Annotated in this window: 23 protein-coding genes; 11 read left to right on the forward strand and 12 right to left on the reverse strand. The window is 51.3% G+C overall.

From position 1 onward, the window contains the following. The first annotated feature begins 12 nt into the window (after window positions 1-12). Window positions 13-1,275 (forward strand): NAD(P)/FAD-dependent oxidoreductase, encoded by a 1,263-nt coding sequence (locus VFK44_09640; protein ID HET7628636.1) that lies wholly within the window; start codon window positions 13-15, stop codon window positions 1,273-1,275. Between the two features lie 28 nt (window positions 1,276-1,303). Here the strand turns inward: VFK44_09640 and VFK44_09645 are convergent, their stop codons facing one another. After that, entirely contained in the window at window positions 1,304-1,576 is a 273-nt protein-coding gene (locus tag VFK44_09645) for an alpha/beta-type small acid-soluble spore protein (GenBank protein ID HET7628637.1), read from the reverse strand. Between the two features lie 72 nt (window positions 1,577-1,648). Here VFK44_09645 and VFK44_09650 point away from each other — a divergent pair, with 72 nt between their 5' ends. The 6 genes from VFK44_09650 to VFK44_09675 all read left to right on the forward strand — a co-directional run bounded on the left by VFK44_09650 (window position 1,649) and on the right by VFK44_09675 (window position 6,775). Beyond that, on the forward strand, window positions 1,649-2,416 hold the full coding sequence (locus tag VFK44_09650) for an APH(3') family aminoglycoside O-phosphotransferase (protein ID HET7628638.1): 768 nt from the start codon (window positions 1,649-1,651) through the stop codon (window positions 2,414-2,416). Window positions 2,417-2,519: 103 nt separating this feature from the next. After that, window positions 2,520-3,338, forward strand: coding sequence for an aldo/keto reductase (locus VFK44_09655; GenBank protein ID HET7628639.1), 819 nt, complete (start codon window positions 2,520-2,522; stop codon window positions 3,336-3,338). A 145-nt stretch (window positions 3,339-3,483) separates the two neighbouring features. Then, window positions 3,484-4,050 (forward strand): uracil-DNA glycosylase, encoded by a 567-nt coding sequence (locus VFK44_09660; protein HET7628640.1) that lies wholly within the window; start codon window positions 3,484-3,486, stop codon window positions 4,048-4,050. Window positions 4,051-4,242: 192 nt separating this feature from the next. Continuing rightward, the gene (locus VFK44_09665) at window positions 4,243-5,475 is read left to right on the forward strand and encodes a ParM/StbA family protein (GenBank protein ID HET7628641.1); all 1,233 of its coding nucleotides are present in this window, start codon (window positions 4,243-4,245) and stop codon (window positions 5,473-5,475) included. A gap of 4 nt (window positions 5,476-5,479) precedes the next feature. After that, on the forward strand, window positions 5,480-5,869 hold the full coding sequence (locus tag VFK44_09670; protein ID HET7628642.1) for a hypothetical protein: 390 nt from the start codon (window positions 5,480-5,482) through the stop codon (window positions 5,867-5,869). Between the two features lie 12 nt (window positions 5,870-5,881). Then, window positions 5,882-6,775 carry an NAD(P)-dependent oxidoreductase gene (locus tag VFK44_09675; protein ID HET7628643.1) on the forward strand — a complete coding sequence of 298 codons (894 nt, stop codon included), beginning with the start codon at window positions 5,882-5,884 and terminating at the stop codon, window positions 6,773-6,775. Window positions 6,776-6,778: 3 nt separating this feature from the next. On the opposite strand, the gene VFK44_09680 is transcribed toward VFK44_09675, so the two are convergent. Further along, window positions 6,779-7,063: a hypothetical protein gene (locus VFK44_09680; GenBank protein HET7628644.1), complete on the reverse strand. Its 285-nt coding sequence runs from the start codon at window positions 7,061-7,063 to the stop codon at window positions 6,779-6,781. A 143-nt stretch (window positions 7,064-7,206) separates the two neighbouring features. On the opposite strand from VFK44_09680, the gene fumC reads away from it, so the two are divergent. After that, a complete protein-coding gene (gene fumC, locus VFK44_09685) occupies window positions 7,207-8,595 on the forward strand; it encodes a class II fumarate hydratase (GenBank protein HET7628645.1) in 1,389 nt (462 codons plus the stop codon). A 74-nt stretch (window positions 8,596-8,669) separates the two neighbouring features. On the opposite strand, the gene VFK44_09690 is transcribed toward fumC, so the two are convergent. Next, window positions 8,670-9,434, reverse strand: a complete 765-nt coding sequence (locus VFK44_09690) for a sulfite exporter TauE/SafE family protein (protein ID HET7628646.1) — start codon at window positions 9,432-9,434, stop codon at window positions 8,670-8,672. Window positions 9,435-9,533: 99 nt separating this feature from the next. On the opposite strand from VFK44_09690, the gene VFK44_09695 reads away from it, so the two are divergent. Beyond that, complete coding sequence (locus VFK44_09695) at window positions 9,534-10,904, forward strand: FAD-linked oxidase C-terminal domain-containing protein (protein ID HET7628647.1); 1,371 nt, start codon at window positions 9,534-9,536, stop codon at window positions 10,902-10,904. Window positions 10,905-10,930: 26 nt separating this feature from the next. On the opposite strand, the gene VFK44_09700 is transcribed toward VFK44_09695, so the two are convergent. The 3 genes from VFK44_09700 to VFK44_09710 form a co-directional block, all read right to left on the reverse strand. Beyond that, a complete protein-coding gene (locus tag VFK44_09700; protein HET7628648.1) occupies window positions 10,931-12,103 on the reverse strand; it encodes a glycine betaine/L-proline ABC transporter ATP-binding protein in 1,173 nt (390 codons plus the stop codon). 41 nt (window positions 12,104-12,144) lie between these two features. Continuing rightward, on the reverse strand, window positions 12,145-12,996 hold the full coding sequence (locus VFK44_09705) for a proline/glycine betaine ABC transporter permease (GenBank protein HET7628649.1): 852 nt from the start codon (window positions 12,994-12,996) through the stop codon (window positions 12,145-12,147). A gap of 121 nt (window positions 12,997-13,117) precedes the next feature. Next, entirely contained in the window at window positions 13,118-14,128 is a 1,011-nt protein-coding gene (locus VFK44_09710; GenBank protein ID HET7628650.1) for an ABC transporter substrate-binding protein, read from the reverse strand. A 293-nt stretch (window positions 14,129-14,421) separates the two neighbouring features. On the opposite strand from VFK44_09710, the gene VFK44_09715 reads away from it, so the two are divergent. Continuing rightward, a complete protein-coding gene (locus tag VFK44_09715; GenBank protein HET7628651.1) occupies window positions 14,422-14,787 on the forward strand; it encodes a DUF423 domain-containing protein in 366 nt (121 codons plus the stop codon). A gap of 48 nt (window positions 14,788-14,835) precedes the next feature. Here the strand turns inward: VFK44_09715 and gerQ are convergent, their stop codons facing one another. From gerQ to hemQ, 6 genes are all read right to left on the reverse strand, one after another. After that, window positions 14,836-15,462, reverse strand: a complete 627-nt coding sequence (gene gerQ, locus VFK44_09720) for a spore coat protein GerQ (protein HET7628652.1) — start codon at window positions 15,460-15,462, stop codon at window positions 14,836-14,838. 25 nt (window positions 15,463-15,487) lie between these two features. Then, on the reverse strand, window positions 15,488-15,916 hold the full coding sequence (locus VFK44_09725) for a cell wall hydrolase (GenBank protein ID HET7628653.1): 429 nt from the start codon (window positions 15,914-15,916) through the stop codon (window positions 15,488-15,490). Window positions 15,917-16,111: 195 nt separating this feature from the next. Beyond that, window positions 16,112-16,765 (reverse strand): TetR/AcrR family transcriptional regulator, encoded by a 654-nt coding sequence (locus tag VFK44_09730; GenBank protein ID HET7628654.1) that lies wholly within the window; start codon window positions 16,763-16,765, stop codon window positions 16,112-16,114. Between the two features lie 34 nt (window positions 16,766-16,799). Further along, on the reverse strand, window positions 16,800-17,822 hold the full coding sequence (locus tag VFK44_09735; protein ID HET7628655.1) for an ABC transporter permease: 1,023 nt from the start codon (window positions 17,820-17,822) through the stop codon (window positions 16,800-16,802). After that, window positions 17,819-18,541: an ABC transporter ATP-binding protein gene (locus VFK44_09740; GenBank protein HET7628656.1), complete on the reverse strand. Its 723-nt coding sequence runs from the start codon at window positions 18,539-18,541 to the stop codon at window positions 17,819-17,821. The genes VFK44_09735 and VFK44_09740 overlap by 4 nt, the downstream gene beginning before the upstream one ends. A gap of 429 nt (window positions 18,542-18,970) precedes the next feature. Further along, the gene (hemQ, locus tag VFK44_09745; protein HET7628657.1) at window positions 18,971-19,717 is read right to left on the reverse strand and encodes a hydrogen peroxide-dependent heme synthase; all 747 of its coding nucleotides are present in this window, start codon (window positions 19,715-19,717) and stop codon (window positions 18,971-18,973) included. 257 nt (window positions 19,718-19,974) lie between these two features. On the opposite strand from hemQ, the gene VFK44_09750 reads away from it, so the two are divergent. Further along, window positions 19,975-21,039 (forward strand): M42 family metallopeptidase, encoded by a 1,065-nt coding sequence (locus tag VFK44_09750; protein HET7628658.1) that lies wholly within the window; start codon window positions 19,975-19,977, stop codon window positions 21,037-21,039.

Consider the following 21,039-nt stretch of genomic DNA (forward strand, 5'->3'; position numbering starts at 1 on the left):
AAGAGGTGCACCATGAACTACGATGTAATCGTGATTGGCGGCGGACCGGCCGGTTTGATGGCTTCGGTTGCGGCAGCGGAATCGGGCGCCGGCGTGCTGCTGCTTGAAAAGGGAAACAAACTTGGACGAAAACTGGCCATCTCCGGCGGCGGCCGCTGCAACGTGACGAACCGGAAACCGATCGCCGAATTGGTTAAATTCATTCCGGGGAACGGCAAATTTTTGTACGGAGCCTTCTCCCGCTTTGACAACGAGGCGATCATCGCTTTTTTCGAACAGCTAGGCATCTCGCTCAAGGAAGAAGATCGCGGCCGCATGTTCCCTGTATCGGACAGTGCGAAATCGGTTGTCGATGCGTTGCTGCGCAAAATGGACGAGCTAGGTGTTCAAGCGCGAACAAATACGCCGGTCGAAGACGTGTTGTACGCAGGAGGTGCGGTAAAAGGGGTGCGGCTGCGAACAGGAGAAGAAATCCGCTCGAAGAGCGTCATTCTCGCCGCCGGCGGAAAATCCGTGCCGCGAACCGGTTCGACAGGAGATGGTTATGCATGGGCGAGAAAAGCGGGACACACGATTACCGATTTGTATCCGACGGAAGTCCCGTTGGTTTCCGATGATCCGTTTATTCGCAACAAAACCTTGCAAGGGTTGTCGTTGCGCGATGTCGCCGTCAGTGTGCACAATCCGAAAGGGAAAGTGATCAAGACACACCGCTGGGACATGATTTTCACGCATTTCGGTCTTTCCGGACCGGCCGTGCTCCGCTGCAGCCAATACGTCGTCAAAGCGTTAAAAAAATACGAGACGGATGCGATCACGGTATCGATCGACGCGAAACCGGACGAAAAGGAAGAACAGTTGTTTCAGCAGTTGCTGGGGACGGCGAAGCAAGAACCGGCCAAAGCGGTGAAAAACGTTTGGAAACGTGTCGTGCCCGAGCGTTATATGCTCTTTTTGCTTGAGCAGGTGGAGCTGTCGCCGGAAACGACGTTTCCTCAGTTGCCGAAACAGAAAGTTCGGCGATTGGCGGGAATGCTGAAGGCCTTTCCCATTCAGGTGACCGGAACGTTATCGATCGAAAAGGCGTTCATTACCGGAGGCGGCATTTCCTTGAAGGAAGTCGATCCGAAAACGATGGCATCGAAGAAAGCGGAAGGTCTTTATTTTTGCGGGGAAATTCTCGACATTCACGGCTACACCGGCGGCTACAACATCACCGCTGCTTTCGTGACCGGCCATGCCGCCGGGGAAAGCGCAGCAATGCACAGCGAATGACGGAGCAGCCGATGGCTGCTCCGGTGGCTTAACTTTTCTGGCCGAGGCTGTTTTCCGCACGCTTAATCAAATCGCGGACCATGTTTCCGCCAATATTACCTCCGACTTGGCCTGCTTCTTTCGCTTTCAAGTCGCCGTTGTAACCTTTCTTCAACGGCACGCCTTCTTGGCGGGCTACTGCGTACTTTGTGTTTTTCGGCTCGTTTGGATCGACCGGATAACCTTGATCGGCCATGACTTGTTGTTTAAGCTTGTCCATTTCATCCCGTGCCTCAGGCACGAGTATGCGCCTTTTTGCCATGTGGGTGCATCCCTCCTTTATTCTTAACGTATCCTTTTTAAGGGGAGCGTATGAAAGCGATGGTGAAATACGATGGGGAAACATTTGCCGCCAACGATCCGACGGTTGATCGGCGCGCTGCGTATGGAAAAAGAGATCATCGGCGAATCCGGAGCCGAGGTGTACCGCGTCGGAAACCGATATTATTTAAAAGTTCAGCCGTTCGGACTCCCGGAGCCGTTAAGCGAGGAACGCAACAAGTTGGTATGGCTGGACGGAAAGCTGCCAGTGCCGAAAGTCGTCGGTTACGCGGTGGGCGACGATGGCGAGTATTTGCTGACGACCGCCGTCGACGGCGTACATGCCGCATCGCCTGCGGTGGGCGCGGATCCGAAATTCGCAGTGCATGCACTCGCCGCAGGTTTGAAACAGATTCATTCCGTGTCGTTGAAGGCCTGTCCGTTTGATGAAACGTTGACGAGAAAACTGACGCAAGCGAAAGAGCGTGTGATGTGCGGAACCGTCGATGAGACGAATTTTGATGAATCGAGGGCGGGTAAGACGGCGTCGGTGTTGTTGGAGGAACTTGTCGCTTGCCGTCCAGATGAAGAAGACCTTGTTTTCACGCATGGCGATTATTGCATGCCGAACATCTTGCTTAACGAAAACGGGATCAGCGGATTTATTGATTGGGGACGCGCCGGCATCGCAGACCGTTACCAAGATCTAGGACTGGCGGCGCGAAGCATCGTTCGCAATTACGGGGAATCATGGGTCGAGCCGTTCTTTTACCATTACGGCATTGACCGTCCTGAACCGGAAAAAATCGACTATTATCAGCTGTTGGACGAATTTTTTTAAGCAAAGGGTTCGGATGCGGTGCCGGTCAAATGATTCGAATGTTACGCCATTATGGTATACGATAATAAGGGAATCTAAAGCGTGAGAGGAGATGAAGTCGAGAATGGACATCAGACAAACGGTGACGCTGGCCAACGGCGTAGAAATGCCTCAGCTCGGGTTTGGCGTCTATAAAATCGAAGAGGGAAACGAAGTTGAGCATGCGGTGAGCACGGCAATCGAGACGGGCTATCGAAGCATTGACACGGCAGCCTTTTATGACAACGAAATCGGCGTCGGCAAAGCCGTGAAAGCATCGGAAGTGCCTCGGGAAGACTTGTTTATCACGACGAAAGTGTGGAACGACCGCCAAGGTTATGACGAAACGCTTCGCGCCTTTGAAGAAAGCATGAGCAAGCTTGACATGGAATACGTTGATTTATATTTAGTGCATTGGCCGGTTTCCGGGAAGTACAAGGAAACTTGGAAAGCGCTTGAGACGATATACAAAGAAGGACGCGCCAAAGCGATCGGCGTATGTAACTTCAAGATCCACCACCTTGAAGACTTGATGAAAGACAACGAAGTCAATCCGATGGTCAATCAAGTCGAATTCCATCCGCGCCTTTTCCAAAAAGAACTGCTCGACTTTTGCAGCGGCCACGACATTCAGCTGGAAGCATGGGGACCGCTCATGCGCGGGAGGATTCTCGATGATCCGACCTTGATGGCAATCGCCGAACGGCATGGAAAAACACCGGCGCAAGTCGTTTTGCGTTGGGAACTGCAGCTCGGTGTCGTAACGATTCCAAAATCGGTTCGCGATGAAAGAATCAAAAGCAACGCTGACTTGTTCGACTTTGAGTTGAGTGCGAAAGACATGCAGCAAATCGCGGAATTGAACCGAAACGAACGTACCGGTCCGGACCCGGATGATTTTTAAAAGAATCATGAACATCAAAAACTTTCAGAACGCTTCCTTCCTCTTTTCGGGGAAGGATTTTTTTCGTCCGCCTTCGCCGCACGCCGACATATTCGTCGGCAGGAAAGGGTATGATAGGCGTACTTTCGAAGGAGGCCGCCAGCAAATGACACCGTTTTGTCCAATCGTTTGGCCGGAAGATCCGGTGCCTGCCGAAGTACAAAATTGTAAAATTTGCGGACTCGATACGCACGGAACAAGGATGGTTTGGGGCGAAGGATGTCCGACCGCACCGATCTTCGTTGTGTTGGATAATCCGGGCATGCGGGAAAGCAGGGAAGGGGAACCGTTCGTGTGCGGAACGCGGAAGACCTTGCAGGAGGCGGCCTTCCACGCCGGATTCGGGACGGAAGATTTGTATGTGACGTACGTATTAAAACGCAGGCCGATACGAAAGTATGATAAGCCTGCGACGCGCCGTCTTTGTATGCGGCATTTGCGCGAGCAATTGCTCAGCCGTCGGCCGGAAATGCTTTTTTGTCTCGGTGACGCGGCTGTGCAGTCGGTTTTTGACGATCCCACCCTTAACGTTAAATCACTGCGCTCGACCGTCCATGAAATTTTTTCGCTTCCCGCCGTCGTGTCCTACCATCCGCTTGCCGTACGGCGCCGCCCGAACTTGAGAACCCTTTTTATGAAAGACTGGTCTTATCTATACAAACTCTATAAATAATAAATACATTGTATAGATAATGTATATACAAAAATAACCAAAAAAACGGTCATTTCCTCCCCGATTTCTCATGCCGGCTGACGAATAAGTATATACAAGACATTAAGACCTGCGCTATGCTGGACATGGCGTGTTTGCTGCAGAGGGAAAAGTCTGACTTGGGACGACTACTATTTAGCGGGAGGAAGCGAAATGGCAGACTATCATTTTAAGGTGGGCAATGACATCGGGAACAGTGAACAGGATCTTTTTGTGGACGGTCAATTGATCCGACAGCCGAATACGTACATAAGGCAAGACCGCATTCCATGGGTGGACGAGGTGAATCCTGAAGCGTTCATTCCATCCATCCACGAACAGTTAATCGTTACGATCGATTCGCCGGAAGCTCCTGCGGGACTTTATTTTATCGGGGAAAGCGCGGTCAACAGCAAGAACAGCAATTCCGCGAACAACATGGTCGTTGGCATCGACCGAAAGTCGGAATCGGCGCTTCCGATTATTAATACGGTCGGAAACATTGCCGGCGTCGCCGTTCAGCGGGCGTTCGAGGAGAACAAACAAGTCCCGGAATCAATCAAAGTGAACGTTGATATGGCAACGGCGATTCCATACGAGGAATATAAAGAGCAGACGAGCAAGCGTTATGAAAAACGGTTTACCGAAGGAACGCATCGGGCAACGGTGCATGTCGGCAGAAAACGCGTGTCTGTGGAATTGAAATTTGAATTTGTCAAAGTGCTTCCGGAAGCGACGCCGGTCATTTTTGCTTTGCAAAAGGATCATGAGGATAAGTGGCGGAACGATGATCTGTTTGCCGATTTCAAAAAAACGTACAAGCTCGCGAAGATGGACGGGAAATATTTTGCAGACAAAGACGTATTGCACGTCGACATCGGCGAAGGTACGACAGAATATCCGATCACAAGAGGAAGCCGGGTTGATTCCAATTTCCAGCATGGCTCGAACAACGGTGTCGGTTACGCGATTGAGGAAGCCGCTCCCGATTTCAAGCAAGCGATTATGCAGACGGAAGTGCCGCGAAGCTTCTTCAGCAAATGCCTTGTCGACAAAAGCCATAAATTTCATGCGGCAGCGATGGAACACATTCGTACGCCGCTGCAAAACCAAGCGCGAGCGATCGTTGACAACGTGAAACGGCAAATCAGCTCTGCGCGCAATTTGATCGACGTCGTGGTCGTTTACGGCGGCGGAAGTATTTTAATGCGCGACGTCTTGCATCCAGAACTGGAAACACTTACAGAACGGTTGGACATTCAATTGTTGTACGTTCCGGAGGCCTACGCGGTGACAATGAACGCGGAAGGGCTGGATTTGTTCGTGAGAGGAAAAATATTTTCTGCCTTGAAGGAGAAGGTGCTTGGGCAGCCAACGGAGAAGGAACCGGCGGAAGTAGAAGGATGATGACATGGCGAAGAAGGAGAAGAAACCCGGGGATCATATTATTTTGCGGTTAAAAAACAATGAGTCTCCGCTCGTACTCGAATGGATGAACCGTCAATCGAACTTGAGCGACGCGATCCGCTACTTGATTGAGGAAGAAATCCGCGCCAATGCCGTTAGGGACTTGCAGGAGTATGTACCGGCAAAACGAAAGCCGCTCGCGCTTGTCGAGCTGGAGCGGCATGAAGTCGGGGCAGAGCCGGAGAAGGAAAAGCCGGACAGGCAGGAGCGGGAATCAGAGCCTGAGACGGAAACCGCTGAGGCAGAGACCGGGAAGGCCGATGAAGTTGACAAGAAAGAAGAAAGTGAAGAAGAGTATTCGGATGACATTATTGATCATTGGATGAACATTTAAGGGGGGACGCGCATGTGCGTTGCGGAGAAAGAAAGAATCGGATTTATTGGGACCGGAGTCATGGGGAAAAGCATGGTGCTCAATTTAATGAAAGCCGGATATCCAGTTGACGTGTACACGCGGACAAAAACGAAGGCGGATGAGGTGATCGCCGAAGGTGCGCGTTGGGCCGAATCAGTTGCCGTTTTGGCCGAACAAGTGGATGTCGTGATAACGATGGTTGGCTATCCGAGCGATGTTGAAGAAGTGTATTTCGCGGACGGCGGGATTTTGAACCATGCCCGGCGGGGAGCAGTCGTCATCGATATGACGACGTCCAGCCCGCGGTTGGCGGAAAACATTGACCGAAACGCTCGGGAGAAGGGGATCCATGCGCTCGACGCACCGGTTTCCGGGGGAGACATCGGGGCGAGAAACGGCAAATTGACGATCATGGTCGGCGGCGATGCGGAAATTTATGAGCGGATGACGCCGGTTTTTCAAGTGATGGGGGAAAACGTCGTCCGTCAAGGGGAGCCGGGGGCCGGCCAGCATACGAAGATGGCCAACCAGATCGCCATTGCTTCGAACATGATCGGTGTTGCCGAATCGCTCGTTTATGCCGAAAAAGCCGGGCTCGATCCGGATCACGTATTGAAAAGCATCGCCTTCGGCGCCGCCGGAAGCTGGTCGTTGAGCAACTTGGCGCCAAGAATGATTGCGGGTGACTTCGCGCCGGGTTTTTACGTGAAACATTTTATCAAAGATATGACGATCGCTTTGCGTTCGGCTGAAGAAATGGGGCTGCTTACTCCGGGGCTTAGCCTAGCGAAATCATTATATGAAAAACTCGCGGAGCGGGGCGATGAAAACAGCGGAACGCAAGCGCTGTATAAACTGTACAAGGCCGGAGAGGCGAACGTTTGAGCATTACCTGTGAAAAGCCAGCAAGACGGCAAAAAGAAATAAGACGGGAATGCCGTTGAGACACAAAGTTAACGCCGCGCACGGATAAGCAAGTTGCGCTTTCGCGGAACGCGGGTTTCCGGAGCGAATGGTGGATAGCATTACGTATACGGCCGGGATGAGGCCGAACACTGGAATGAAGAAAGCCATGCAGATGAACGCGAGCCTTTCCTCGTTGTCCCGCCTGCGCATCCCAACTTTCCGATCGGCCGTACGGCCGATTTTTATTGTGCGTTGCGTAACATTCATTCGACGACTCCTTATTTTCGACTTATCTTCTATATCGGCGAGTTCTTCTATGATCTAAACAAGTGATCTTTTTGACAAATGGGATGCCGGCGAGGAAAATAGAAAGAGGAAGATCACCGAAAGTTTCATTAAGGAGGGAAACGATGGAGTACAGAATCGAAAAAGATACGCTCGGCGAAATGAAAGTGCCGGCGGATAAGCTCTGGGCGGCGCAAACGCAAAGGAGCCGCGAAAATTTCAAAATCGGTTGGGAGAAAATGCCGCAACCGATCATTCATGCATTTGCCGTGTTAAAGAAAAGTGCGGCGATTACGAATGAGAAACTCGGGAAACTGCCCGGCGAAAAAGCGGAAGCGATTGTGCAGGCCGCAAATGAAATCATTAATGGAGAGTTGAATGAACATTTTCCGCTCGTCGTTTGGCAAACCGGAAGCGGTACGCAATCGAACATGAACACGAATGAAGTCATCGCCAATCGGGCCAACCAAATCTTGCAGGAAAAAGGAAGTCAAGAAAGCGTGCACCCGAACGATGACGTGAACATGTCGCAAAGCTCTAACGATACTTTCCCGACGGCGTTGCATGTTGCATCCGTTTTGGCGGTCGAAGAACAAGTCATCCCCGCGCTGGACGAATTGAGAAATACGTTGAGGGAGAAGGAAGAAAAATTCAAAGCTATCATCAAGACGGGGAGAACGCATTTGCAAGATGCGACGCCGCTTACGCTCGGGCAAGAAATCAGCGGCTGGCGGTACATGCTGGACCGGTCGAAAGAAATGATCCGCGAAACGACGGAGAAAATGAAAGCGCTGGCGATCGGAGGAACCGCTGTTGGCACCGGATTAAACGCTCATCCCGATTTCGGTGACATGGTCGCTAAGGAGATCAGCCATGTAACAGGCATCGATTTCTTTTCTTCGCCGAATAAGTTCCATGCCTTGACGAGTCATGATGAAATTACGACGGCCCACGGGGCATTGAAGGCGCTCGCCGCCGATCTGATGAAAATTGCGAATGACGTCCGCTGGCTTGCGAGCGGTCCGCGCTGCGGCATCGGCGAGCTGGAGATTCCGGCAAACGAACCGGGGAGTTCGATCATGCCGGGGAAAGTGAATCCGACACAGGCGGAAGCGGTAACGATGGTAGCCGCTCAAGTGATGGGCAACGACGCGACGATCGGTTTCGCCGCCAGTCAAGGTAATTTTGAACTGAATGTGTTCAAACCGGTCATCGGTTACAACTTCTTGCAATCGGCGAAATTGTTGGCGGACTCGATGAAATCGTTTAACGATCTTTGTGCGGTCGGAATCGAGCCGAACGAGGAGAAAATCGCCGAGCATTTGAAGAACTCGCTCATGCTCGTCACCGCGTTGAACCCGCACATCGGCTATGAAAAGGCGGCAACGATTGCGAAAAAAGCGCACCAAGAAGGGTTGACGTTGAAAGAAGCTGCCGTACAGAGCGGCCTTTTGACGGAAGAACAATTTGAACAATACGTTCGTCCCGAAGAAATGATTCATCCGAAAGAATAACGGAAAAACCGGAACGTCGACGCGTTCCGGTTTTCTTGCTCGATCCAAATAGTTCGTGTCTGCGACCGGTTGTTTTAAAACAAAGGTTCGAACCAGCCGAGCAGTTTCAGCGCCATGAGGACGACGGCGATGACGAGAACGGCGCGAACCCATTTGTCGCCTTTTTCGACGGCCAAATGCGTTCCGATCCAAGCGCCGATACTGTTTCCGGCCGCAAGGATGAGACCGAGCAGCCAATCGACTTCGCCGTTAATGACGAAGATGAGAAAGGAGCACAAAATGTACACGCCAGTGACAAACATTTTCATGGCGTTCGCTCGAACGAGCGACATGCCGAGCACGGCCGTTGCACTGGCGATGATCAATAACCCTACGCCGGCTTGAATAAAACCGCCGTAAAGTCCTACCGCAAAAAAGATGATGACGGCCAATGTTTTTCTGCCCCGGGAGAGCGGAGCATTCAGCTGTTGCAGTTTTTTCTGCGGCTGCCAAACGATGAAAACGACGACGACGATCATAACGACGGCCAATATTTTTTGAAACAAGGCATCGGAGATCGTAATCGCGAAACTTGCCCCGATGATCGAGCCAATCACCGCCGGAATGCTGAGCCACAGGCTCATTTTCCAATCGAAGATACCTTTTCTGCGGAAATTCCATATCGATGTGAGGCTTTGAAACACGAGAGCGATTCGGTTTGTGCCGTTCGCCGTAGCAGAGGGGAGACCCATGAATATGAGCACGGGCATCGTGAGTAAAGATCCGCCTCCCGCCATGACATTGATGAAACCGGCAAAGATGCCGACCGTGATCATGAGCAGCAAATGTTCGATAGTCATAAGTGTCCTACGTCCTTTTCGTCTTGTCTTCCTATCATATATCAGAAAAACCGAATGTGAACAGCATTCTGCTTACAGCCGGGAGAGGGGTAAAGTTTCATGAAGCTTGCGAAAGAATTACGGGAAATCCTGGCGCCGGAACGCGTCAGTGAAAACGAAACGATTCGAAGGAATCATGCGAAGGATGAATCGCATCATGAACCGAGACTTCCTGATGTTGTCGTGTTTCCCGAGACAACAGAAGAGATTGCTGAACTGCTTGCCTATGCGAGCCGAAACGGCGTGCCGATCGTGCCTTTCGGCGTCGGTTCCAGTCTTGAAGGCCATGTAATCCCGATAAAAGGCGGGATATCGATTGATTTTGAGCGAATGAACCGCATATTGGAGGTCCGGTCCGGCGACTTTTTAGTAAAAGTTCAACCAGGTGTGACGCGGACGCAATTGAACCAAGCGTTGAAAAAACACGGGCTGTTTTTCCCAGTCGATCCGGGGGCAGATGCGACGATCGGCGGTATGGCGGCGACCAATGCGAGCGGCACGACGGCAGTTCGCTACGGGGTGATGAGGGATCAAGTGCGGGACCTCGAGGTGGTTCTCGCCGACGGGCGAATCATTCATACCGGCGGCTTGGCTGCTAAGTCTTCATCGGGATACAATTTAACTCATTTGTTCCTAGGTTCTGAAGGAACGCTTGGCGTGTTCACAGAAATTACGCTGCGCGTGCACGGCATTCCCGAGGCGACGGCGGCAGCGCGGGCGGCTTTTCCGAGTGTGAAGAACGCTGTCGACGCGGCGTTGACGATGTTGGCTTCCGGAATTCCGCTGGCACGGGTCGAATTGGTCGACGCCCGTTCGATCAAGCAAGTGAACGGGCATGAAGGAACGGCATATAGTGAAAAGGCAACGTTATTTTTGGAATTTCACGGAAACGAAGACGGGTTAAAAGCAGATGTGGTCTTGGCGCAGCAATGTGCAGAAGATGAGCGGGCAGAATCGTTCGAAATCGAATCTGATTCGAAAAAAAGAGCGCAGTTGTGGCTGGCCAGGCACCATCTTGCTTACGCATTCATTCACGGGTATCCAGACAAAAAGATTATGTTCACCGATGTATGCGTGCCGTTAACAGAGTTGACCGGCGCCGTCGTTCATGCCCGCGAGCAATTGGAGCTGGCCGGATTGGACGGTGCGGTGCTCGGTCATATCGGTGATGGGAATTTTCATGCGCTCATTATGTATGATCCTCACGACAGCCGTGAATTGGAGGCAGCGATTCAAGCGAACGAGAAGATCGTCGATCACGCGTTAAGCAGAGGGGGAACGTGCACAGGAGAACACGGAGTCGGGATCGGCAAACAAAAATACCAACAAAAAGAGCACGGTGAATCACTCGAAGTCATGAAGGCGTTGAAGAAAACGTTAGATCCCGCGGGAATCTTGAATCCAGGGAAAGTGTTGCCGTGCGATAAATGAAAACAGACGGCCGTTACGGCCGTCTGTTACATGAGTCCAGAAAGAACCGAGACGCGGACGATGATGCCGACGAACTTTTCGTCATCGTCGACCACCGCGATCGGGTATTTCGATTCAACCGCGAGATCGATCAAATCTTGGATATACGTTTCCGGATCAGTCGTATGAAATTCTTTGCGGACAATTTCCGTCAGCGGACGTTTTTCTTTCGCCGCTTTCACCGCATCGTCGACGGTGACGAGGCCGAGCAATTTCCGATCGGCGTCGACGACGAAAATACTGGACAAACCGTCGGCCTCCATTTCTTTAACCGCTACTTTCGGTCCGGCGGAAGCATGGATGGTCGTCGTCGGCTTGCGCATAATATGTTTCGCTTGCAAAACTTTTGTGCGGTCGATGTCCTGGACAAAGTCGGAAATGTATTCGTTCGCCGGGTTGGACAAGATGTCTTCCGGCGTGCCGATCTGGACGACTTCTCCGTCCTTCATGACCGCGACCCGATCGCCGAGCTTAAACGCTTCGTTCACGTCATGCGTAATGAAGACGATCGTCTTTTTCAATTTCGATTGCAGATCCAACAGTTCCAACTGCATTTCGCGTCGGATGAGCGGATCAAGGGCACTGAATGGTTCGTCCATCAGCAAGATGTCAGGATCGTTTGCCAGCGCCCTTGCCAGACCGACCCGTTGCTGCATGCCGCCTGACAATTCGCTCGGCAACTTGTCTTCCCACCCTTGCAAGCCGACCGTTTTCAACATTTCCAAAGCTTTTTCGCGCCGCGTTTCTTTGTCGACGCCGCGAATTTCCAGGCCGTATTCGACGTTTGCGGCGACCGAGCGATGGCTGAAAAGCCCGAAATGTTGAAAGACCATCGCCAATTTTTGTTGCCGAAAGGCTTTCAATCTTTTTTTATCAAAGGCGACGATGTTTTCTCCGTCAACAAGGATTTCCCCGGCGGTCGGCCGGTTGAGCAAGTTCAAGCACCGGATCAATGTCGATTTTCCGCTGCCGGACAAGCCCATGATAACGAAGATTTCTCCTTCGTTGACGTCGAAGGAAACATCGTTTACCCCGACGGTATGCCCCGTTTCTTTTAAGATTTCGTCTTTCGCTTTTCCTTCTTTTACTTTCGATAAAATCGATTTTGCATGCGGTCCGAAAATTTTCGATACGTGATTCACTTGAATTTTCGTGGCCATATTTTTGCTCCTTTACTATGGACAGGCGTGTTCATCTGCCGTTATTTTTGCGTCGTAAAACGATTGGCAATGCCGATCGTCAACCGGTCGATGATGATCGCGAGAAAAACGATGCTGATTCCGGCTTCAAACCCGTCGCCAATGCGAATGTGGTTAATCGCTTGCAGCACATCCATGCCGAGTCCTTCGGCGCCAACCATCGAAGCAATGACGACCATCGCCAACGCCATCATGGTCGTCTGGTTGACCCCCGTCATGATCGTCGGCATCGCCTGCGGCAATTGAACTTTCATCAACAACTGCCAGCGCGAGGAACCGAAGGATTGGGCCGCCTCCACCATTTCTTTCGAAACGCCGTTGATGGCCAAACTCGTTAAGCGAATGACCGGAGGTGCGCAATAAATAAGGGTTGCGAAAATCGCGGGAACGACGCCGAGACTGAACAACAAAATGGCAGGAATCAAATAAACGAAACTCGGCATTGTTTGCATAAAGTCCAAAATCGGTTTCATGATCATTTCAATCGTTTTCCATGTCGCCATTAAGATACCGACCGGAATTCCGATGATGACCGCAATAATGACCGAGGTCAAAACGATCGCCAAGGTCAGCATCATATGATCCCAAAGGTTGAACGTACCAATAAGAAACAACATCGCGGCGAACAACAAGCCAAGGCCGAACGTACGCAACCACCAGCCGATCAAGAAAACAATAATGATAAAACTCCACCACGGAAGCCATAGCAAGAAATCTTGGATATACAGTAATAAATGAAGAACAAAATTTCCGATGGCGTCGAACACAAATCCGAGAGTCGTTTTCAGCCAGTTCACGAAATCGGCGACATAATCGCCGGCGTGAATTCGTAATGCCTCCGGAAAATCGAACATGTCAAACGGTCCGGACGAATCCGAACCTGCTCACCTCTCTTTTTCAGTTGGTAAAGGAAGAATAGTTGGCGCCAACGGCCAACTACTCTCCTTGCTTCGGTGCAATTGTGACTCCACTTTTTTATTGTAGCGATTGTTCCACTTTCTTGGCTACATCTTTCGGAACCCATTTCGTCCAAATGTCCTTGTATTTCTTCAACCACCATTGGGCGGCATCTTTCGGTTTCGCTTCATTTTCTTCCATGTAGCTTAATGCCGCATTTGTCAAATCTGCGCTTGTATGGTAATTGCTTAAGAAATCAACGACCTCAGGCGCTTTGTCGGCGAACTCCATATTGACGGCGACCGACACTTCTTCTTGCGGCCAAGCACAAGCTTTGCTTTTCTTCCACACTTCTTCGCTGAAAGGCGGCTCCTGCAGCAACGTCATGTCGTATTTGCCGAGCACCCAAGTCGGGCCCCACATGTAGCCGACCCACGGTTCGCCAGCTTCATAAGCTTTCTTCAAAGACGTAAACAACGCCGTTTGCGAACCAGGGCTGAAATAGTTGTATGTTTTGTCCAAGCCGTACGCTTTGATTTTCTGGCGAAGTACCTTGTCTGCTTCCCAACCCGTCGGCGATCCGATGATTCTTCCTTTTTCGGGATTGGAAGGATCTTTGAATAATTCCCAGTATTTCGGAAGGTCTTTCACCGACTTGAGATCCGGAGCCATCGGCTCGATGCCGCGATCGGGATCGCCTTTGAGCATATACGTCGGTACGAAGATTCCTTGGCGGGCGTCGGAGTAGTTGACAGAAACTTGTTTAATCTCGCCGTTTTCAATCGCTTTGTTATAAATATCTTGAATGTTCAACGGCCAAATTTCCATGTACACGTCGATATCGCCTTGACGAAAAGCCAAGAAGGTCGATGCCGTAGAACCCGTTTTTACATCGGTTTCGTATCCGTACCCTTCTTCAAGGATGGTGCGGGCAATCCAGTTATGCAATTCAACACTGCTCCATTGGGGATCAGCGAAAACGATCTTCCCAACGTCTTTCCCTGAAGAATTTTGGCTGCCGCAGGCAGATAAAACGAGAAGCGGGATGACGAGTAATGAAAACAAAATCGGTTTCATCTTTCGGTTCACTGATTATGTCCTCCTTATATCGAATGATGTTATTAATAACCTATACTTATGTTAACACCGGGTAATCCGATGCGGCAAACGTTGTATGAATGGAATTGCGGGGATATGAGGTTATTATGGCTTGAGAATGGACAGAGAATCAATCAAAGGAATAAATACCACAAATTAAAACAAATTAAACCTGTTTTACAAAGATTGCGAGGGGTTGCCAAGAATCTTGCCGCGCCGGAATTGGCACGGTATACTTGGTAAAGATGATTTTCAACTTGATAAAAAAGGAGTGGTGACCTCCGATGAAAGGGTTTGTGGCCCTCGGCAGCTTGATGGCTTTTCTCGGCGTCGTGATCGGCGCGTTCGGCGCACACAGCTTAAAAAACATTGTAACTGGCAAATGGGCGGACATTTATGAGACAGGCGTGCACTATCACTTGATCCATGCGCTGGCGCTTATTTTAGTAGGCATTCTGGCAGACAAGTTTCCCGGAACGTTCATGCAGGCAGCCGGTTGGCTGTTGTTTGCCGGAATCGTGTTGTTTTCCGGCAGTTTGTACGTGATGAGTATAACGAAAATTTCGGTGCTTGGAGCAATCACCCCAATCGGCGGTGTCGCTTTTCTAGCTGGCTGGGTGTTCGTGCTGGTTGCCGTACTCCGGGGATAAAGATAAGACCGCTGGAAGATTCAACTTCCCGCGGTCTTTTTCCGGTTCCTAACCGGAAATCGAATAAAATTGAGGTGCCGGCGGATAAAAGTAGTTGATTTCCGTTTCGAAAGTAATGTAATCGACGTAAATCATCAGCAATACGTAACGCCTTGTTCCGTTTCTTTCCCTCAGGATGATATGATCTTTTCCGGCGGCTTCAATAACACCTGTAAAAACTTTGCTGGACCACGGCGAGTTGTTTTCGAAAGACATGTAAATGGTCGCTACTTTTCCGGCGTTGAGACGAAGGATGTTTTCAATGTAAGAGGCTTCCTGCACTTGCTGAGCGATCGATGGCGGAACTCCGCCGAACACCCCTTGACCGAAACCTCCAGCTCCGGCAACGCCTTGCGGCGCGCCGGTTCCGCCTACACCATAATAATGTTGTCCCTGTCCGCCCATTTGAAAGCCCATCGATCCGCCCATTGGCTGCGATTGGAACGAAGGCTGCTGGGGGGCATAACCGTACGGATATGAAGCTTGCGTATACGGGTACGCTGACTGCTGCGCATAACCCGGCCAAGCAGCACCGCCGTAATAGCCGCTGTACGGGTTGGACTGCATCATGCCTCCTTCCGGATAGGCTCCCTTTTTCCCTTGTTCACGCGTTTCCTCGGATTCATATTCCGACAACCGCCTCACTCCTTTTTATTGGAAGTTAACCATTGTACACGTGCGGACATTCACTCTCAGCCGGCGCGTAATAGCAGAATGACTTATACCTTCCGACGTTCCACTGATCAAACCATTGCGCGGGGCATTCGCCCGAGGGCTCGAAAAACCACAACGAATTGCTGGCTGGATAATACCGTTGGCCTTGAATGACTTTCCGGGCAAGATTGATGTCGTGTTGACGAGCTCGTCGATAAAAAAAACCGTACAATGTGGCTTCGAATCCTCCCGGGCGTTGGTAGACCATTTGCGGAATCGTTCGGATCCCTTCAAAGTCGAGACAATTGGCCAACACGCGATTGACGCCGACGTTTCCTACCATCAGCATCGCTAAATTACCGTCGCTCACCGCCTCCGCCCGCATTAAACGCGCAAGCAGCTTAATGTCTTCCGAAGTTGCTCTAATAACGGCCATAATTCACCTCACCCTGATCTGTATCCATTTTATGAGCGTATCGATCGATTATGCCCGAAAGTCAACGGGGACAAGGATTGAATTGCTTTGGAACATATCGAGTCAACCGCCCACAAGTTTCTTTTATAGGGAATGCGAAGGCGTGGCGAAATGTGCTTAAGCAACGAGGAACAAAAAAACCTCCCGTTCGGGAGGTCAAGATGGCGGGGCATCCGGGCTGAGCCCTTTCAATATATAACGGATCGTCGCTTCGCGTTCTTCCTCGTCATCCCAATTCAGCTCGGATCGCAACCATTGGCGGGCCAGCAAATAGCCTGCCCCCGATGACGCCGCGAGGCGCATGATCGTGTACGGCGATCCTTGAATGAGTTCGCCCTTCTCCTGAAAATGGACGATGATGCCGCGAATTTTGGCGAGCGGCGCCGGGGCGACATGTTTTTTGAACAGTTGTTGCAGCTGCGGGTGAAACGGGATTTCTTGAAACACGATCTTAATGAGCGAAAAATGACGTTCGAGAAACTTTCTTCGGTTTTCAATCATCGACCGTACGAAGTCCTCGAAATGCTCATAACGCCGATTGAGTACTTTGTTCAAGTCGCCGATGATGAACGGCGCGATAATTTGGCGGATTACGGGTTCGACGATCGCCTGAAGCAGTTTTTCCTTCGTCTTATAATGGCGAAAAATCGTACCTTCGGCGACGCCTGCGCGCCGGGCGATCTCGCTCGTCGAGGATGAGGCGTAGCCTTTCTCAGAAAACATTTCGATTGCCGCGATCATGATTTGCTTCTGCTTTTCCGTTAACGTTTCGTCTTGGGCGGTTTCTTGAAACCATGCATCCCAGTCCATTCAATATCCCTCTTTTCAAAACCGGTCGCTCTCATTATAAACGACGAAGCCGTTTCAATGCGACAATGTTCAGGATCATGAACAACAACGCGTACCCGAGCAAGACGGCCAAATCGAGGCCGATGTCTCCGAAAGAAGCATCTCTGAGCATGACGCCGCGCAAGGCGTCCGCTCCGTAAAACAATGGAGTGAAGTAACCGATCCAACTCACCCAATCTGAGATCGTCTCCAGTTCGAAAAGGCCGGAGAAAAATACTTGCGGCACGATCACGAGCGGAATGAATTGAATCATTTGCAATTCGTTCCGGGCGGCGGCCGACAGCAAGATGCCGAGCGAAAGCGCGGTCAAGGCGAGCAGCAAATTGATGAGAAAAACGTAGCCGACGCTGCCGGCCATCCATAGGTCGAGCACATAGACGGTGTAGGCAACGAAAACGGCGGTTTGCATCATCGCGAAGAGTCCGAAGCCGATCACGTAGCCGACGACGATTTCCGTACGGCGGATCGGGCTCGACAGCAAGCGCTCAAGCGTGCCTTTCGTGCGCTCGCGCAAAAAGGCGACGCCGGCGATCAAGAACACGAAGAAGAAGACGAAAAAGCCGAGCAGCACCGGGCCGAAGCGGTCGAAGGAAGAAAGCGACGGACCTCCGTGCAAATAATGAATGTCCGGCTGCACGGCAGCCGGGCCGACTGCGGATTGAAAGACATTTTGTAAAAGTTGCAGGACGGCGCGGTTGGCCGTCGGGTCGCTGCCTTCGAGCCACACTTCCGGTTTGTGGTCGGTGAAGGAAACGATGGCGTCCAGCTCTTGATCGGCCAATGCACTTTTTGCTTTCGGCATCGACCATTCGTGAATATCGGCATTCGTCGACTTGGCGTGCTGCACGATCGGTGCGGGTACGTCGACGAAGGCGACGGACGGTTTGTACTCGTCGTTTTGAAAGACAAGGTACAACAAGCTCATGATGAAGAGCGGGGCCACAAACATGAGCGCAAGCGTCCGTTTGTCGCGTTTGAATTCGAGCAAAATTCTTTTCACGAGCATCATGATTTTCATTGGGCGGCACCTCCGTATACGAGAAAAGCATCTTCGATCGACGCGGTTCCGGTTTCTTTTTTTAAAGCGTCCGGCGTCCCGTTCGCGATCAATTCGCCGTCGCGAATCATCGCCAACCGGTCGCACCGCTCCGCCTCATCCATGACATGCGTCGTGACGAGAATCGCGGTGCCATTGTCCCGCAATTTTTCAAACGCATGCCACACTTGTCGGCGCAGCACCGGGTCGATGCCGACCGTCGGCTCGTCGAGAATGAGCACCTTCGGCTCGTGTACGAGCGCGATCGCCAATGAAAGCCGCCGTTTCATGCCGCCGGAAAACTTCCGGACGAGCTTATCCGCCTCATGCGTCAAGTTGACAATCTCAAGTACGGCGCTGATGCGTTCTGTGCGCGCTTGCCTCCGCAAACCGTACAACGACGCAAAGAAATGCAAATTCTCCTTCGCGGTCAAATCATCATACAAAGCGTCGGATTGCGCCATGTATCCGATTCGCTTCACGGTACTCAAATTTGGCATACGTGTACCAAGTACGTCGACCTGCCCGGCCGACGCCTGATCGATGCCGGCGATCATTTTCACTAACGTCGTTTTCCCAGCTCCGGACGGACCGAGCAACCCGAAGATTTCCGGCTTTTCCATTGCGAGATTCACCGACCGGATGACCGACCGGCCGTCAAACGCCTGCGTGACGTCGTGCAATGCGACATAAGGATCCATTATGGTCCCCCCATTTCGATAAGTGAGTGATTACTCACTTACATTGTAGTCAGAAACATTCGAAATGTAAAGTTCGGTTGCGGAACATTTTTTTCCCTCTATGTACAATCAAACCGGGGCAAAAATAACTCCGGACGTATGCTCCACGCCAATTTTATCAGGATTCACAGCGTCACCGACCGACCGCCTTGCCGATCGTTGAATTTGCTCCAAACAACTGCCGTTTCGCTCTAAACGACCGCGGTTTTGCTCCAATCCATTCGGTTTTCGCTCGAATCCACCCAGTTTTCGCTCGAAAAGCTGGCAAAATCTGTGGATAACTCGCTGCACAGTGATTAGTGCACGGTTTTTGGAACACATTGCGCGCTTCAACCAAAAAAACCTGCCGGACGAGGCGCGGCAGGCTTCCCATTTTACCGAATCACAAGTTTACACGGCAAAATATTTTTTCACTTGATCGTCTTGCAAGATCGTGCCGACATAAAATGGGCCGAATTCGGCGAATCTTGCACTCGCTTCATCGAAGCGCATTTCATAGACGAGCTTTTTGAATTGCAGGACGTCATGCGAGAACAACGTCACGCCCCATTCCCAATCGTCGAATCCGACGGAACCGGAGATGATTTGCTTCACTTTGCCGGCGTATTCGCGGCCGATCAACCCGTGGCCTTTCATCATTTCGCGGCGTTCGTCCATCGACAACATGTACCAGTTGTCCTCGCCGTCGCGGCGCTTGTCCATCGGGTAAAAGCAAACGTAGTGCGCCTTCGGCAAGACCGGTTTCAACCGTGCGCGTATGCGCGGATCATCTTCCGGATCGGTACCCTCTTTCGCCAAGTAGTTGCTTAGTTCAACGACGGAAACGTAAGAATACGCGGGGAGCAAATATTCCGCGAGTTCCGTCTTGTTCATGGCCAATTCGATTTCGCCGAGTTCATCCAACGTCGGGCGGAGCAGCAAGATCATCACGTCCGCCTTTTGGCCGAGAATGGAATAAACGGCATAGCTGCCTTCGCGGTTCATCTGATTGTCTTCCCACTTGTTCATGAAGTCGATAAATTCATTCGTAATACGCTCGCGGTCATCGCTGGAAAGTTGTTTCCACCGTGTCCAATCGATCGAACGAAAATCGTGCAGGCAATACCAGCCTTCGATTGTTTGAGCTGCTTCGTTCATTTATGGATCCTCCTTGCAGATGGAAAATTCGTCTCGGTTTCACTCGGTTTCACTATATCACAAAACTTGTCTCAGTTCTTCCGGCGCATCGTGAATCAAGATTCTTTTGCTTGGAAAATAAACAAGGAATGTGTTCATCATCGTTTGCACCGTCTCAATCAGTCTTTTTATCTTTTATTGTATGACGCATAAGAAGCCGAAGGCAAACCATCCTATGAATAAAGCGGTGAAAATGAAAGCAATGGAAGGTGAAGCGAATGAATTTGCTCAAGGCATTGACCGAAGCCCGAGGCGCACCCGGATTCGAAGGTGAAGTGCGCCGGATGATGCGCCGAGAACTGCAAGACCATGCGGACGAAGTGTTGTATGATCACACGGGAAGTATTTTCGGCAAAAAAAGAGGAGCGGCGGATGCACCGCGTGTTCTGTTGGCCGGTCATATGGATGAAGTGGCGTTCATGGTAAGCGAAATTACCGACGATGGGTACTTGCGATTCAAACCGCTCGGCGGATGGTGGGAGCAAGTGCTCCTTTCCCAACGTGTCGAGGTGGTGACTGAACAGAGAAGCTTCACCGGCGTCATTGGTTCGCGGCCGCCGCACGTGCTGACAAAAGAAGAACGCGAGAAGGTGTTTCCGATGAAGGAGATGTACGTGGATATCGGAGCCGGCAGCAAGAACCAAGCAGCGGCATGGGGCGTGGCTGTCGGGGATCCGATCGTGCCGGTGTGCCCGTATGAAGAGTTGGCCGATGAAGACACCATTCTCGCTAAAGCGCTTGATAATCGCGTCGGTTGTTATGCGGCAGTAGAAGTGTTGAAACAACTGAATGAAGGCAGCCATCCGAATGAGGTGTATGCGGGTGCGACGGTCCAAGAGGAAGTCGGTTTGCGTGGAGCTGAAACGGCGCCGCACGTCGTGCAGCCCGACGTGGCGATCGCGTTGGACGTCGGGATTGCCGAGGATGGACCGTCGGAGAAAGAAAAAAACAAACCGAAACTCGGCGGGGGTCCGCTCGTTACATTTCTTGACGCGACGATGATTCCGAATACGCGGTTTCGCGATTTGATCGTCGAAACCGCCGAGGAAAACGGGATTTCCCATCAAGTCGAAGTCATGACAGGAGGCGGGACGGACGCCGGGAAATTCAACTTATACAAGCGCGGTGTCCCAACGGTGGTGATCGGCGTCGCCGCGCGCTACATTCACAGCAACGTGTCGATGGTGAGCAGGCAAGACGTAGACCGTATGGTCCGTTTGCTTGCCGCTGTCATCGACAAGTTGGACGCCGAAACGGTTCGGTATTTGTGCGATTACCGGTAA

This window comes from Bacillales bacterium, assembly GCA_035700025.1.
In the GTDB taxonomy this organism is placed as follows: Bacteria; Bacillota; Bacilli; order Bacillales; family DASSOY01; genus DASSOY01.